This window comes from Jeotgalibacillus campisalis (assembly GCF_000829515.1).
Taxonomy (GTDB): domain Bacteria; phylum Bacillota; class Bacilli; order Bacillales; family Jeotgalibacillaceae; genus Jeotgalibacillus; species Jeotgalibacillus campisalis.
Map to the genome: position 1 here is coordinate 24,792 of NZ_JXRR01000008.1, position 13,175 is coordinate 37,966.

The 13,175-nt window shown below is 43.4% G+C and carries 11 protein-coding genes; 8 read left to right on the forward strand and 3 right to left on the reverse strand.

Features of this window, described 5'->3' with window-relative positions:
* The first annotated feature begins 117 nt into the window (after window positions 1-117).
* A complete protein-coding gene (locus KR50_RS03520) occupies window positions 118-1,104 on the forward strand; it encodes an aldo/keto reductase (protein WP_041054978.1) in 987 nt (328 codons plus the stop codon).
* A 272-nt stretch (window positions 1,105-1,376) separates the two neighbouring features.
* Complete coding sequence (locus tag KR50_RS03525; RefSeq protein WP_041054980.1) at window positions 1,377-1,748, forward strand: VOC family protein; 372 nt, start codon at window positions 1,377-1,379, stop codon at window positions 1,746-1,748.
* Window positions 1,749-1,808: 60 nt separating this feature from the next.
* Here KR50_RS03525 and KR50_RS03530 read toward each other — a convergent pair whose 3' ends face one another.
* From KR50_RS03530 to trhO, 3 genes are all read right to left on the reverse strand, one after another.
* Window positions 1,809-3,299: an FAD-dependent oxidoreductase gene (locus tag KR50_RS03530; RefSeq protein ID WP_041054982.1), complete on the reverse strand. Its 1,491-nt coding sequence runs from the start codon at window positions 3,297-3,299 to the stop codon at window positions 1,809-1,811.
* A 191-nt stretch (window positions 3,300-3,490) separates the two neighbouring features.
* Window positions 3,491-5,701, reverse strand: a complete 2,211-nt coding sequence (gene katG / locus KR50_RS03535) for a catalase/peroxidase HPI (RefSeq protein WP_041054984.1) — start codon at window positions 5,699-5,701, stop codon at window positions 3,491-3,493.
* A gap of 205 nt (window positions 5,702-5,906) precedes the next feature.
* Window positions 5,907-6,863: an oxygen-dependent tRNA uridine(34) hydroxylase TrhO gene (gene trhO, locus KR50_RS03540; RefSeq protein ID WP_041054988.1), complete on the reverse strand. Its 957-nt coding sequence runs from the start codon at window positions 6,861-6,863 to the stop codon at window positions 5,907-5,909.
* Between the two features lie 284 nt (window positions 6,864-7,147).
* Here trhO and KR50_RS03545 point away from each other — a divergent pair, with 284 nt between their 5' ends.
* The 6 genes from KR50_RS03545 (at window position 7,148) to KR50_RS03570 (ending at window position 13,118) form a co-directional block, all read left to right on the forward strand.
* Window positions 7,148-7,777, forward strand: a complete 630-nt coding sequence (locus tag KR50_RS03545) for an HAD family hydrolase (RefSeq protein WP_041054990.1) — start codon at window positions 7,148-7,150, stop codon at window positions 7,775-7,777.
* 216 nt (window positions 7,778-7,993) lie between these two features.
* Window positions 7,994-8,380 carry a hypothetical protein gene (locus KR50_RS03550; RefSeq protein WP_041054994.1) on the forward strand — a complete coding sequence of 129 codons (387 nt, stop codon included), beginning with the start codon at window positions 7,994-7,996 and terminating at the stop codon, window positions 8,378-8,380.
* Window positions 8,381-8,616: 236 nt separating this feature from the next.
* Window positions 8,617-9,375 carry a class I SAM-dependent methyltransferase gene (locus KR50_RS03555; RefSeq protein ID WP_041054996.1) on the forward strand — a complete coding sequence of 253 codons (759 nt, stop codon included), beginning with the start codon at window positions 8,617-8,619 and terminating at the stop codon, window positions 9,373-9,375.
* A gap of 176 nt (window positions 9,376-9,551) precedes the next feature.
* Window positions 9,552-10,646 (forward strand): Fe(3+) ABC transporter substrate-binding protein, encoded by a 1,095-nt coding sequence (locus KR50_RS03560; protein WP_041054999.1) that lies wholly within the window; start codon window positions 9,552-9,554, stop codon window positions 10,644-10,646.
* Window positions 10,647-10,764: 118 nt separating this feature from the next.
* Window positions 10,765-12,408 (forward strand): ABC transporter permease, encoded by a 1,644-nt coding sequence (locus KR50_RS03565; protein WP_041055003.1) that lies wholly within the window; start codon window positions 10,765-10,767, stop codon window positions 12,406-12,408.
* On the forward strand, window positions 12,408-13,118 hold the full coding sequence (locus KR50_RS03570) for an ABC transporter ATP-binding protein (RefSeq protein ID WP_041055005.1): 711 nt from the start codon (window positions 12,408-12,410) through the stop codon (window positions 13,116-13,118). The genes KR50_RS03565 and KR50_RS03570 overlap by 1 nt, the downstream gene beginning before the upstream one ends.
* Window positions 13,119-13,175: the final 57 nt, after the last annotated feature.

Consider the following 13,175-nt stretch of genomic DNA (forward strand, 5'->3'; position numbering starts at 1 on the left):
GGAGTCAACCTGTTTATTCAGTTTCCATGCAGGGTAAAAAAACAATATGACCGTTTCAAATCAAAGTAGAAATGTCTGTTTTAGTACGGTCAACTGTTAAAAAAGAGGTGTTTTTACATGACTAAAGAAATAACGATTAAAAATAAAATTGGATTAGGTACAGCTCCCCTTGGAAATATGTTCAGGGAAGTTCCGGAGAATGAAGCGAGAGAGACGATTCAATCTGCATGGGATGAAGGCATCCGCTATTTTGACACAGCTCCCTTTTATGGTGCGGGTCTAGCAGAATCAAGACTGGGCGATGTTTTATCTGCTTATGACCGTGATGACTATATACTGAGCACAAAAGTCGGCCGCATCGTGCTGAATGAGGAAGAAGAAAAAGAGGGGCTGTTTGAAAACGGACGGAAAAACAAAATTAAGACCGATTATACTGAAGAAGGAACCCTCAAATCGATTGAGGATAGTATGAAACGTCTGAAAACGGACCGCCTGGATTTTGTATACGTTCATGATATTTCCCCGGATTTTCTCGGTGATGAATGGATTTCCAAGTTTGATGAAGCGCGTAAAGGTGCTTTTAGAGTGCTGGACCGCTTAAGAGATGAAGGGACCATTTCGGCCTGGGGCTTGGGTGTCAATACGACTGTTCCAATCGAAGTGGCGCTGGAGCTTAAAGAAGCGCATCCGAACCTGAGTCTATCGGCTACACAATACACGATTCTTCAGCATGAGGGTGCACTGGAGCGGATGATGCCCCTTGTTGAGGAAAAAAATGCAGGACTGGTAATCGGAGGAGCATTTAACTCAGGAGCCCTTCTGGGAGGCGACCATTTTGATTATCAGAAAATCACACCGGAAATTAAAGAACGGGTAAGCCGCTTCCAAGAAGTTGCCGAAAAGCACGGAGTTCATTTGAAAGATGCTGCTTTGCAGTTTTCTACAGCTCATCCGGCAGTTAAAGCGGTCGTGACGGGATCTACAAGACCAGACCGCATAAAAGAAGACTTGAAAGCTCTCCAAGCAGATATCCCTGCAGCATTCTGGGAGGAGCTTTTGAACAAAGAGCTTATATCTGCTAAAGCTCCGCTGCCAAAAAAGTAAACATCATTAACACCGACTAAACTGAATTTACCGCTTCATTGCGGTTAAGAATTGACCCCTGAGGTGAAGCAATAATTATTGTTTCCGACCCAGGGGCTTTTTTAGTTTTGTTATTCAGAAAAGGAGTTTACTGGATAGCTGGGAAAGCATACATAATAAAAACTTATGGAGATAACCAAAAAATAACTATTATACTTATAGGTTAATTGCTTATAAAGTAGAAGAGAACACAAAATAAATGGGAAATTGCCCATATAGAGGGAGGAAGCGCCATGTTATTTACATTTAAACGAATTGATCATGTTCAGTTAGCCGCACCAAAAGGATCGGAAGAAATGGCAAGAGCGTTTTATTCCGGCATTCTCGGTTTTGAAGAAGTAGAAAAGCCTGAAGTACTTAGGGCTCGCGGGGGTGTTTGGCTTAGAGCGGGTGAAAATCAGCTGCATATTGGGATTGAAGATCCATTTACACCTGCAAAAAAAGCGCATCCAGCATTTGAAGTGGAGAAGTTGGCGGAACTGAAAAAGCATCTCACTAAGCATGAAGTTCCGTATTTGGAAGATGATCTGCTTCCAGGCGCCAACAGAATCTATGCAGAGGATCCATTTGGGAACCGAATTGAATTGTTGGAATGGAGAAGATAAAAACAAGAAAGATAAAGAGCTGGGGCCGCATGTTAATTACAGTTTATATTCAGTAAATCTCTACTGAATTAATTTACGGCCCGTAATCGAATGAAAGCAATGGTAGCCGCTGACTGATACCCCGATCGTACCGCCGCCAGGAAATACAGAGTCTCCGCAAAGCCAGAAATTTTTAAGGGATGTGCGATGGGACACGCTGAGAAAAAGAGAATGCGACCTGGTTTGCGGAAACCCGCCGACCATGCCTGAAGGACGGTATGTAAACCGCTCCCAGGCCTTTGGTGCACCAGGATACAGCTCCACAAGAGCCTCATCAATTGCAGGGTAATACGCTCTGATAGTTCTGAGCATTTTCTCAGTAAATAGGGCTTTGTTTTCCTCATACTGCTCATCATTTTTCCAGTGGTCCAGGTTAATATGTGTACTCACGGTTAATGTGCGATAGCCTTCAGGCGCACGCAGACGATCGTGGGGATCAGAAATCGATAAAAATAAGTGGTCACCTTCATCGTGTCCTTTTCCATCTGGGTTCATCAGCTGCTGAAACAGCGGGAAGTCAGCGGGCAGATAAGCATCCTTTAAAGACAGATAGGCGGTCATGGTGCCCCATGTATCCTTTTTCGCCCGTTTTTTTAATCCCGTTGAAAGCTGAAGATACGACGGATGATCCAATAAACCAGGAAGGGATTGAATCGGAGCATTGCAAATAACATGATCAGCTGTTCTGATTTTGCCGCGATGGTCTTCAATTTCAAAGCGATCCCCGACTTTTTTAATAGAGGTTACCCGCCGCCCAAGAATGGCTTGAGCGCCATTACGTTTTGCCGCATTCATCAGCTCATAAGCAAACTGATACAATCCTCCCTGCACGTAAAAAGCGCCTTCATGATAAATATCCAGAGCGAGAACTCCCATGAGAAGGGCGCAATCCCTGCTTGTTGTCTGCATGCTGTCAATCAGCTGACCGTCAATAAAAGAAACTAAATCATGACAGGTATGCAAATCATGTTTTTTTAAAAGTGAGCTTATCGTTTTAAAAAAGTCCGGTGTTAAGGACACGTGTGCCGGACGAAGGGAAGAGAGAAGTTCAAACGCCTCTTTTCCTGTTTTCACTGGCAGGATGGGAAGCTTTTTCATGAGCAAGCGGATTTTCGCTGCTTTTTGATAAACCTCTTCATAAAATCCTGAAATTTCGTTCTTTTTCTGAGGGAACGCCTGCTGAAGTGCCTGCACGTGCTGCTGTCGGTCTGCATGAAACGTCAATGTCCGGTCGCCCTGCTTGATTTTCATGACAGAATCGAGCCTTTGGGCATCCGTTTTAATCCCTAAATGCCGAAAGATTCTCTCGTGTATGCCGCCTTTTTCAAGCCCCATGCCGAGTGTCGCTCCGGATGCAAATAGAAACTGATTGCGCTGGAACTTACCGGCGCATCCGCCCCATTCTCTTGAAGCTTCGAGGATTGTCACTCGGCATCCTGCCTGAGCAAGCATGGCGCCGGCAGTGAGTCCGCCGATGCCGCCTCCAACTACAATGATTTCTTTTTTCGCCATTTGACGTTCCCTCCAGTCAACTTCTATTGTAAATGTCTAAATTCGTTCATTCAATTTTCTGTGCGTTTGGAAAGAGTCCGTTTAGCTGCGGCTGCATCCTATCTATCATGTTGACAAATTTATTGCCGAAATAAAAAACAGGAGCTTCCTGGTGGAGGCTCCTGTTTTTCGTATTTGCTTTTGAGAATCAATTAGTTAAGATCAAAGCGATCTGCATTCATTACTTTCACCCATGCTGCTGCAAAGTCACGGACAAGCTTTTCTTTATTATCGTCTTGTGCGTACACTTCTGCCATAGCGCGCAGGACAGAGTTTGAACCGAATACAAGGTCAAAGCGTGTGGCGGTGCGCACGACTTCACCTGTTTTGCGGTCACGTCCTTCATACAGGTTAAAGCCTGCAGGTTTCCACTCGATGCCCATATCAAGCAGATTCACGAAGAAATCGTTCGAGAGTGTGCCGACACGGTCGGTGAAGACGCCATGTTTTGTGCCGCCATGATTTGTTCCAAGTACACGCATACCACCGATCAGCGCAGTCATTTCAGGCGCAGAAAGGTTTAATAGCTGTGCTTTGTCTACAAGCATTTCTTCCGGGCTGACACTGTATTCTTTTTGTTGATAGTTGCGGAAGCCATCAGAAACGGGCTCAAGCACTTCAAAGCCTTCTACATCTGTCTGCTCTTGTGTAGCGTCTCCGCGTCCAGGAGTAAACAGGATGGAGATGTAAACTCCTGCGTCTTTCGCAGCTTTTTCGACTGCTGCCGTTCCGCCAAGTACGATTAAATCTGCCATGCTGATATTCTTTTTAAATCCGCTTTGAATCGTTTCATAGACGGATAGTACTTTTGCAAGCTGCTCCGGCTCGTTTGCTTCCCAATCTTTCTGAGGCGCAAGACGGATACGGGAACCATTGGCACCGCCGCGATTATCTGAACCGCGGAATGTGCTTGCAGAAGCCCAGGCCGTTGTAATAAGCTCACTCACTGTCAGCTCTGAGTTCAGGATCGTTTCTTTAAGTTCGTTCACTTCTTTTTCCGTTAACGTATAGTCTACTTTCGGTACAGGATCCTGCCAGATTAATTCTTCTTCAGGAACTTCCGGGCCGAGGTAGCGGTCTTTAGGTCCCATATCACGGTGAAGCAGTTTAAACCAGGCACGTGAAAATGCTTCAGCAAACTGGTCCGGATTCTGGTGGAAACGACGGGAAATCTTCTCGTAATCAGGATCCATGCGCAATGCCATATCCGCTGTGGTCATCATGGTAGGAACTTTGATAGACGCATCTTCTGCGTCTGGTGCAAGGTGCTCTTCTTTAGGATTAATTGGAGCCCATTGGTTTGCACCTGAACGGCTCTTAGTCAGTTCCCATTCATAGCCAAATAACAGATCATAGTACCCGTTATCCCATTGCGTTGGGTTAGCTGTCCATGCCCCATCTACACCGCTTGTGATCGTATCGCGTCCTTTACCGCTGCCATGAGAGCTTAGCCAGCCTAGTCCTTGTGTTTCAATATCAGCTGCTTCTGGTGCTGCTCCCACTTTTTCTGGATTGCCTGCTCCGTGCGACTTGCCGAATGTATGGCCGCCGGCTGTTAACGCAACGGTTTCTTCGTCATTCATTCCCATGCGGGCAAACGTTTCGCGGATGTCTCGTGCACTTGCAAGCGGGTCCGGCTTGCCGTTTGGACCTTCAGGATTTACATAGATAAGACCCATTTGAACGGCTGCGAGAGGATTTTCAAGCTCACGGTCGCCGGAATAGCGGTTGTCGCCCAGCCACTCTTTTTCGTTGCCCCAGTAGATATCTTCTTCAGGATGCCACACATCTGGTCGTCCGCCGCCAAAACCGAACGTTTTTAATCCCATTGATTCAAGCGCAACATTACCGGTTAAAACAAGTAAGTCAGCCCAGGAAATCTTGTTTCCATACTTTTGCTTGATTGGCCATAGAAGGCGGCGTGCTTTATCAAGGTTGGCATTATCAGGCCAGCTGTTTAATGGAGCAAATCTCTGTTGGCCAGTTGCGCCGCCCCCGCGTCCGTCTCCTGTGCGGTACGTACCGGCTGCGTGCCATGACATACGGATAAAGAATGGGCCGTAGTGACCGTAGTCAGCCGGCCACCAGTCCTGGCTGTCTGTCATCAAATGATGAAGGTCCTTTTTCAGTGCTTCGTAATCCAGCTTTTTAAATTCTTCAGCATAATCAAAATCTTCTCCCATTGGGTTGGTCTTTTTATCATGCTGATGAAGGATGTGCAGGTTTAATTGATTCGGCCACCAATCCTTGTTGGAGGTTCCTACCTTTGCGGTTGTGATGGCACTTTCTTCGTGCGTTTTCTCTTGAGATTGTCCTTCAGAAAAAGGGCATTTCCCAGCATTGTTATTTTCGTTGTGATCCATTCTTCGATCTCCTCCCGAAATGGTAATATAGTAAATTAATTTTATAAATAATAGTCTAATAATCGTTATTACTTTATAATTATAATAAACTAGGAAGAGGAAAGTAAAGAGAAATGTTTTCGTTTCATTCTCAATTTCTTCTATCATTGAAAATATTGGGTAATAAAAAAAGAACCCCACGTTTGTGAGGTTCCAGCATTCTTAGTTATTTAGCTGTTAATTCTTTTTCCAGTTCTGCGATGCGGAGTGCGGCTTCTTCTTCAGAAATCTCATGACGCACAATGTAGCGGTTGCGTTCATGTTTGGTGCATTCCAGCGTACATCCGCCAAGGTGTTTGGCCTCATTTTCTTCTGACGTAATGATTTGTTTATTACACTCAGGGTTCGCACAGTTGATATATCGTTCGCATGGTGTGCCGTCAAAGTGATCTTTTCCAACCACCACATGTTCAACCTGATTAATCGGAACCGTCAGGCGCTCATCAAATACGTACATTTGACCGTCCCATAGCTGTCCTTTTACTTCAGGGTCTTTTCCGTAGGTCGCAATGCCGCCGTGCAGCTGGCCAACATCTTCAAAGCCTTCACGTACGAGCCAGCCTGAGAATTTTTCACACCGGATGCCGCCTGTACAGTAGGTCAGAACCCGCTTGCCATCCAGCAGTTCACGGTTATCACGAACCCAGTTCGGCAGGTCGCGGAATGTTTCCACATCAGGCCGGATCGCACCACGGAAATGACCGACATCATATTCATATGTGTTTCGAGCGTCGAGAACGATGGTGTCCTCACGCTGCATTTCTTCGTAAAATTCTTTTGGAGATAAATAATTCCCTGTTAATTCATTTGGATTTATATCATCTTCCAGACTTAAATGAACAAGCTCTGGACGGGGGCGGACATGCATTTTCTTAAAGGTATGCTCTTCAGCTTCATCTGTCTTAAAAACAATTCCTTCAAAAAGAGGATGGTTTTTCATTGCTTCCATGTATTGTTCTGTCTGCTCAATGGTACCTGAGCAAGTCCCGTTTATTCCTTCGTTTGCTACTAAAATACGGCCTTTAAGACCGAGCTCTTTACAATAAGCTAAATGCTCTTCAGAAAAAGCAGCCGGATCTTCAATCGTTGTGTAATGATAATATAATAAAACTCGATAATTCACTTTTTTTTCCACCTATCATTTTATTTTGCAGGAATAACCTGATGGGTTTGAACCGTCTTTTACTTTACCTTATTTATGGCAGTGCAGTAAAGAGGTAACGATCAGGAAATACGGCCATTTTCTACTAACCAGTATAGACTGTCACCAGTTTTTCAAACTTTGTAAGAAATGTTCTTTGTTAATTAATCTTTAGGGATCTTTTTTAAGAAAAGAGGGTGGCTGGGATATAGACTGTTGATAATAGGGTAAAGAATGAACATCTGATAAATAAAGGAGAAGGTTTAATGGACAGTATTATTTTTGACCTTGACGGCACCCTATGGGATCCAAGAGAAACCGTTTTGACATCGTGGAACCAGGCGTTAAAAGAGCAGGGCTACAATAAAGTGCTGACAAAAGAAGATTTGACAAAAACAATGGGGCTTCAAATGCATGAGATTGCGAAGATTCTATTTACAGAATTAAATGAGCAGGAACAAATAAAAATGATGGACGACTGCATAGCCATTGAGAATCCGTATGTGGCAGAACATGGGGGAGAGCTTTACCCGGAACTGGAAAACACCCTCAAAGAACTGCATAAATCTTACCGGCTTTTTATCGTCAGCAATTGTCAGGACGGCTATATTGAAGCATTCTATCACTATCATAAACTGGATCACTTTTTCACAGACTTTGAAAATCCGGGAAGAACCGGTCTGTCAAAAGGTGAAAACATTTCATTGATCATGCAGCGAAATGAGTTGAGAAATCCGGTTTATGTAGGGGACACACAGGGAGACCGCAATGCTGCCCGCGCCGCTGGAATCCCCTTTATTTATGCAGCGTACGGCTTTGGCGAGGTAGAGGATTTTGAGGGGAAAATAAATGGATTGGTGGAGCTTCCTGAGTTGCTTCGGACATTTCAGGGGTAAGTGGATGAAAGAAAATCCGATCCGATAACCGGTTGGAGTGTTCCTTTGTCTGGGATGGGTCTTGCTTTTGATAAGCGATGCCCTCTATAGTTTGATTGAAATGAGTGAAGGCATAGCGGAAATTCTGGAAAGCATGTAGAGAACCACAGAAAAGAGCGTTTACATTCGGTTTTTAAATCAGGTATACTCAATGTAAATCCTTTGGGAGTTGAGTTCATGCGCAATCGAAAAGGCTCTAAACGGTTTGAAAATCACGACCCTATTGAAGAAACAGAAAATGTTTATGCCATTTTGCCTCCTCCTGGAACGATTATTGGAGAGGCAACGGAAGAGGAAATGGAAACAGCCGCTGCACTTGAAATTAGACATATGGCTTTTGTGAGACTGCAGGACATGAATATTCGTTTTGATGGGGTTTCCTATAAGGAGATTTTAAAAGAGTTTCGGGAGTTTGAAACCGATTCAAGTGCATTTTGGAGAGGCGTGTGCAGACGACTGTCTGTTCCTTACGAGTGGGCCATCCGAATTGATCATGCAAATGGACCCATCTATATTGGAGATACCGGAGAACACGAGCTTTTGGAAATAGAGGAAACAGACTAACGATAGTATGAGGCACATTCCTTGCAGGGACATGTGCTTTTTTCAGTCTATAGAAATGATTCTATTTTAATATTTTGCGAGATTGAAAGGGGTGGCCACCTATGGGATGGATTCGAGGTAACGGCTTGGTACAGTAGATCTGATAGCAGATTGTGTCAAGCTTAAAAATGAAAGGCTGTCAGACTGCTGTGCCATTTCTGTATTTATTATAAAAAACAGGAAATGGAGTGGCAGGAATGAGAGAAAAAGAGATAAAGAAGGAATGGATGGATGCCCAGAAAGCGGGTTTTACAGGATGGGATTTTTCACGAATTGCGGCAAGTGTGTCAGAAGATCCGCTGCCGTGGGATTACAAAGAAATCGTTTTAGCTCATATAAAGCCGGAAGATCATCTGCTGGACATGGGAACGGGCGGGGGTGAATTTTTACTTGAGCTCGGTCATCCATATGACAATACGACCGTTACGGAAGCGTGGGAGCCAAATGTAAAGCTTTGCAAGGAAAAGCTTGCCCCGCTTGGCATTCGGGTGGAGCAGGTGTTTGAGGATGCAGTGCTGCCGTTTGAAGACCATGCATTTGATCTGGTTATCAACCGGCATGAAGCCTATGACATCTCGGAAGTACGCCGTATCTTAAAACCCGGCGGCTGTTTTATTACCCAGCAGGTAGGCGGGAGGAATAATGAGTGGCTGTCCGGGTTTTTAATTGAAGATTTTCAGCCGGAATACCCTGGTCTTTTTCTGCAAAAGGAAAAGGAGAAGTTTTTGGCTCATGGGTTCAACATAGAAGCGAATCAGGAAGCATTTCCTTTTATGCGCTTTTATGATGTGCCAGCGATCGTGTATTATGCGAAAATCCTGGAATGGGAGTTTCCCGGATTTTCAGTCGAAACGCATGTTGAACGATTAAAAAACCTTCAGGAAATGATTTCTGAACGAGGATATATCGAAACCCTTGAACACCGTTTTTTCTTGGTGGCCAGGAATAATAAATAATAGATGATTAGAGAGGCTGGAACCACAAAGTTCCAGTCTTTTTATTTTTTATGAATTTTTCAAAAGTGTAATTGACAACCTTTCTCATTTGGAGGTATACTAAGTTTGCTTGTGATTTTGATAATCATTCTCGGTTATAGAAGTCATAGGCACTATACGATCAGGAGGATTACATAATGACTAAATTCGTACGTATGTCTTTATTCGCACTGCTTATTCTTTCACTATCTGTTTTTATCGCAGCTTGTGGAAATGGTAATACAGAAGAAACGGATTCTGAGAATTCAGATGCTTCAGGTGATACAGGATCTGAAGAGGCCGGAGAAGTTAACTTGTATACAAGCCGGCACTATGAAACAGATCAGGCTCTATATGATGCATTTACAGAAGAAACTGGAATTGAAGTGAATGTCGTTGAAGGAAGCGGCGATGAGCTGATTGAGCGGTTAAATCAGGAGGGGGAAAGCACAGAAGCTGATTTGTTTATTACAGCGGATGCAGGAAACCTCCACTCAGCAAGTGAGAGTGAGCTGCTGCAGCCGGTAGAAAGCGAAGTACTGGCTGAAAACATTCCTGAAAAATTTCGTGATGTAGATAATGAATGGTTTGGTCTGACGAAGCGGGCGCGTGTCATTGTATATGATAAAGAACGTGTGGATCCTTCAGAACTATCAACGTATGAAGCATTGACGGAGCCTGAATGGGAGGACCGTATTGCCGTGCGCTCTTCAAGTAATATGTATAACATTTCTCTTCTTGCATCTTTAATTGAATTAAATGGATCTGAAGAAGCAGCCAAATGGGCAGAAGGAATTGTAAACAATATGGCGATTGAACCTCAGGGCGGGGATCGCGATCAGGCAAAAGCAGTGGCAGCCGGTCAAGCGGATGTTGCCATTATGAATACGTATTACATTGGCGGAATGCTGAATTCAGAGGATCCTGAGGAAGTTAAAGTTGCCGAGTCAGTCGGCGTCTTTTTCCCGAACCAGGATACAACCGGAACGCATGTAAATATAAGCGGCATTTCAATGACTAAGCATGCTAAAAATTCTGATGAAGCTATACAGTTGATGGAATACTTATCAAGTGAAGCATCTCAGGAGGAGTTTGCAGCAGCCAATTATGAATATCCGGTTAATCCGGCTGTTGAAGTCACAGGCTTGCTTGAATCATGGGGTGAATTTAAAGAACAGGATTTGAACTTATCTGTATTGGGAGAAAATCAGCAGGAAGCTATTCGCTTGTTTGACCAGGCTGGCTGGAAATAAGGATGCACTAGACAATAGACCGTGCCACGTAATTGTGGTACGGTTATATTGGTTTTATTGATAATGATTTTCACTATCTATTGATACTGAGATCATGAACAGCATGAGGGTGTGAACGATGAGACACGGAGTCAGGACGATTAAATCAAAATTTAATATATGGGCCATTTTAAGCCTGATCTTTATTGCCATCATTTTGATTCCCAACGGATTAATTGCTGTGAATGTTTTTACGGAATCGAATGAAAACTGGCAGCATATTAAAGAGTATTTGTTGAAGGAATACATTACAAATACAGTTATTTTAATAAGCTTTACTGCTCTTTTTTCCATGATGATCGGAGTAAGTCTCGCATGGTTCGTCACCATGTTTGAATTCCCCTTTAGACGCTTTTTTAAATGGGCACTCATCTTGCCTCTTGCCATTCCGCCCTATATTGGGGCATATGCCTACCACGGGTTAATTAACTATACAGGCATCATACAAAGTAAGCTTAGAAACGACTTCGATGTAACGGTGAACCAAGACTACTTTTCGATTATGAATAACCAGGGTGCCATTTTTATTTTTTCGATTTTTCTTTTTCCGTACGTTTATACGATAACTAAAGCATTTCTTCAAAATCAATCTTCTTCAATCATAGAAAACGCCCGATTACTTGGCAGCAGCTCCTTTGAAACGTTCTTTCGGGTGATTTTGCCTATTTCAAGAGCAGCGATTGTGGGGAGCGTTACACTAGTCGTTTTAGAAGTGCTGAATGATTATGGTGTGGCCAACTATTTTGGCATTCAAACCTTCAGTACTGCAATTTTTAGAACATGGTACGGAATGAAGGACCTCGACTCTGCTCTTAAGCTGGCCGGTGCCTTAATGTTTCTCGTAATCTTTATTCTGGTTCTTGAAAAAGTCAGCAGAGGCAGAAGAAGGTTCAGCTTTTCCACTACAAAAGTCAGACCGATTCAGCCAAAGAAATTAAAAGGTGTCAAGGCTTGGCTGCTCGCAGGTTATTGTTTTACGGTTTTCGGTGTTGCGTTTCTAATTCCGTTCACCCAGCTTTTGTATTGGGCGTTCTTAACATTTGAATCAGTCTTCAGCAGTGAATTTATTCAGCTGATCTATCAATCTGTTTTTATTGCATCGATTGCTTCCATTTTAATTGTCATTATCGCATTAATCATTGGGAACTATACAAGACTTCATAAGAGTCTTCTGACCTCTCTGATTTCACGGGTTACAACACTTGGCTATTCGATCCCGGGAGCAGCCATTGCGATTTCGATTATTACTATTTTTGTTGCACTCGACGGCTATTTGGCTGATCTATATCGAACGCTGCAGATTGAACCGGTCATTATTCTTAGAACCAGTCTTGTCATGCTGGTGTCTGCTTATATCATCCGTTTTCTTGCCATTGGGTATAATGCGGTTGATGCGGGCTATGAAAAAATGGGAAATACATTTACAGAAGCTTCACGCACATTAGGGTTCTCAACGGTTAAGACCTTTTTCAAAGTCGATCTTCCTATGATGAAGCCGGCGATATTTGGCGGGTTTATCCTGGTCTTTATTGATGTGTTAAAGGAGTTGCCGCTCACGCTCTTTCTACAGCCCTTTAACTTTGCTACGCTGGCTACTCAGGCCTATAAGTATGCAAACGATGAACGAGTGCACGAAGCAGCTCTTGCTTCCATTTTGATTATTATCGTCAGCGGTATTTTTATTTTTGTTTCCCACAAATTATTGGAAAAGGAGCCAGCGTAATGTTTGTTCAAATCAAAAATCTTCAGTATCAGTATAAAAATAGCACAGAGCCTGTTTTAAAAGATTTTTCGTTATCAATTGAGCAGGGAGAAATCATTACGATTCTTGGAGAAAGCGGGAGCGGGAAAAGTACGATTCTGCGACTGCTGTCAGGATTGGAAACACCGAAAAGCGGTTCCATTACCATAAATAATCATCTTATTTTCAGCGGGCACCATGTTATGCCTCCGGAAAAACGAAACGTGGGAATGGTCTTTCAGGATTATGCACTTTTCCCCCATATGACTGTGGAAAAAAACATAAAGTATGGCTTAAAGAAAATGAACCGCCGTGAAAAACAAAAAAGAATGGAAGAAATGCTTGAACTGATTAATATGACGAACTACAAGAATCGCTATCCATATGAACTGAGCGGCGGACAGCAGCAGCGTGTGGCATTAGCCCGTGCACTGGCACCTGCTCCATCCCTTCTGATTTTTGACGAACCGTTTTCGAATCTTGATGCAAATCTCCAAATTAAAATAAGAGATGAGCTTCGCGGGATTTTAAAAAAGACAGGAATTACATCTATTTTTGTGACGCATGATCAGGCGGATGCACAGGCCATCGCAGATCGTGTAGTCTTTATTGAAAAAGGGGTAATTAAACAGGTAGGGAAACCGGAAGAAGTGCTCGGCTGTGCAAGTCTTGTCATGTGGGCGAATTCATAAAAAAAGAAGGCATGAAAAATGCTCTTTCGGTTTTATGAACCATGTTCTAAAACACGT

Coding starts and splice junctions, on each gene's coding strand:
- KR50_RS03560 (WP_041054999.1), top strand. CDS start 9,552: ATGACTAAATTCGTACGTATGTCTTTATTCGCACTGCTTATTCTTTCA.
- KR50_RS03520 (WP_041054978.1), top strand. CDS start 118: ATGACTAAAGAAATAACGATTAAAAATAAAATTGGATTAGGTACAGCT.
- KR50_RS03530 (WP_041054982.1), bottom strand. CDS start 3,299: ATGGCGAAAAAAGAAATCATTGTAGTTGGAGGCGGCATCGGCGGACTC.
- katG (WP_041054984.1), bottom strand. CDS start 5,701: ATGGATCACAACGAAAATAACAATGCTGGGAAATGCCCTTTTTCTGAA.
- KR50_RS03545 (WP_041054990.1), top strand. CDS start 7,148: ATGGACAGTATTATTTTTGACCTTGACGGCACCCTATGGGATCCAAGA.
- KR50_RS03550 (WP_041054994.1), top strand. CDS start 7,994: ATGCGCAATCGAAAAGGCTCTAAACGGTTTGAAAATCACGACCCTATT.
- KR50_RS03525 (WP_041054980.1), top strand. CDS start 1,377: ATGTTATTTACATTTAAACGAATTGATCATGTTCAGTTAGCCGCACCA.
- KR50_RS03570 (WP_041055005.1), top strand. CDS start 12,408: ATGTTTGTTCAAATCAAAAATCTTCAGTATCAGTATAAAAATAGCACA.
- KR50_RS03555 (WP_041054996.1), top strand. CDS start 8,617: ATGAGAGAAAAAGAGATAAAGAAGGAATGGATGGATGCCCAGAAAGCG.
- KR50_RS03565 (WP_041055003.1), top strand. CDS start 10,765: ATGAGACACGGAGTCAGGACGATTAAATCAAAATTTAATATATGGGCC.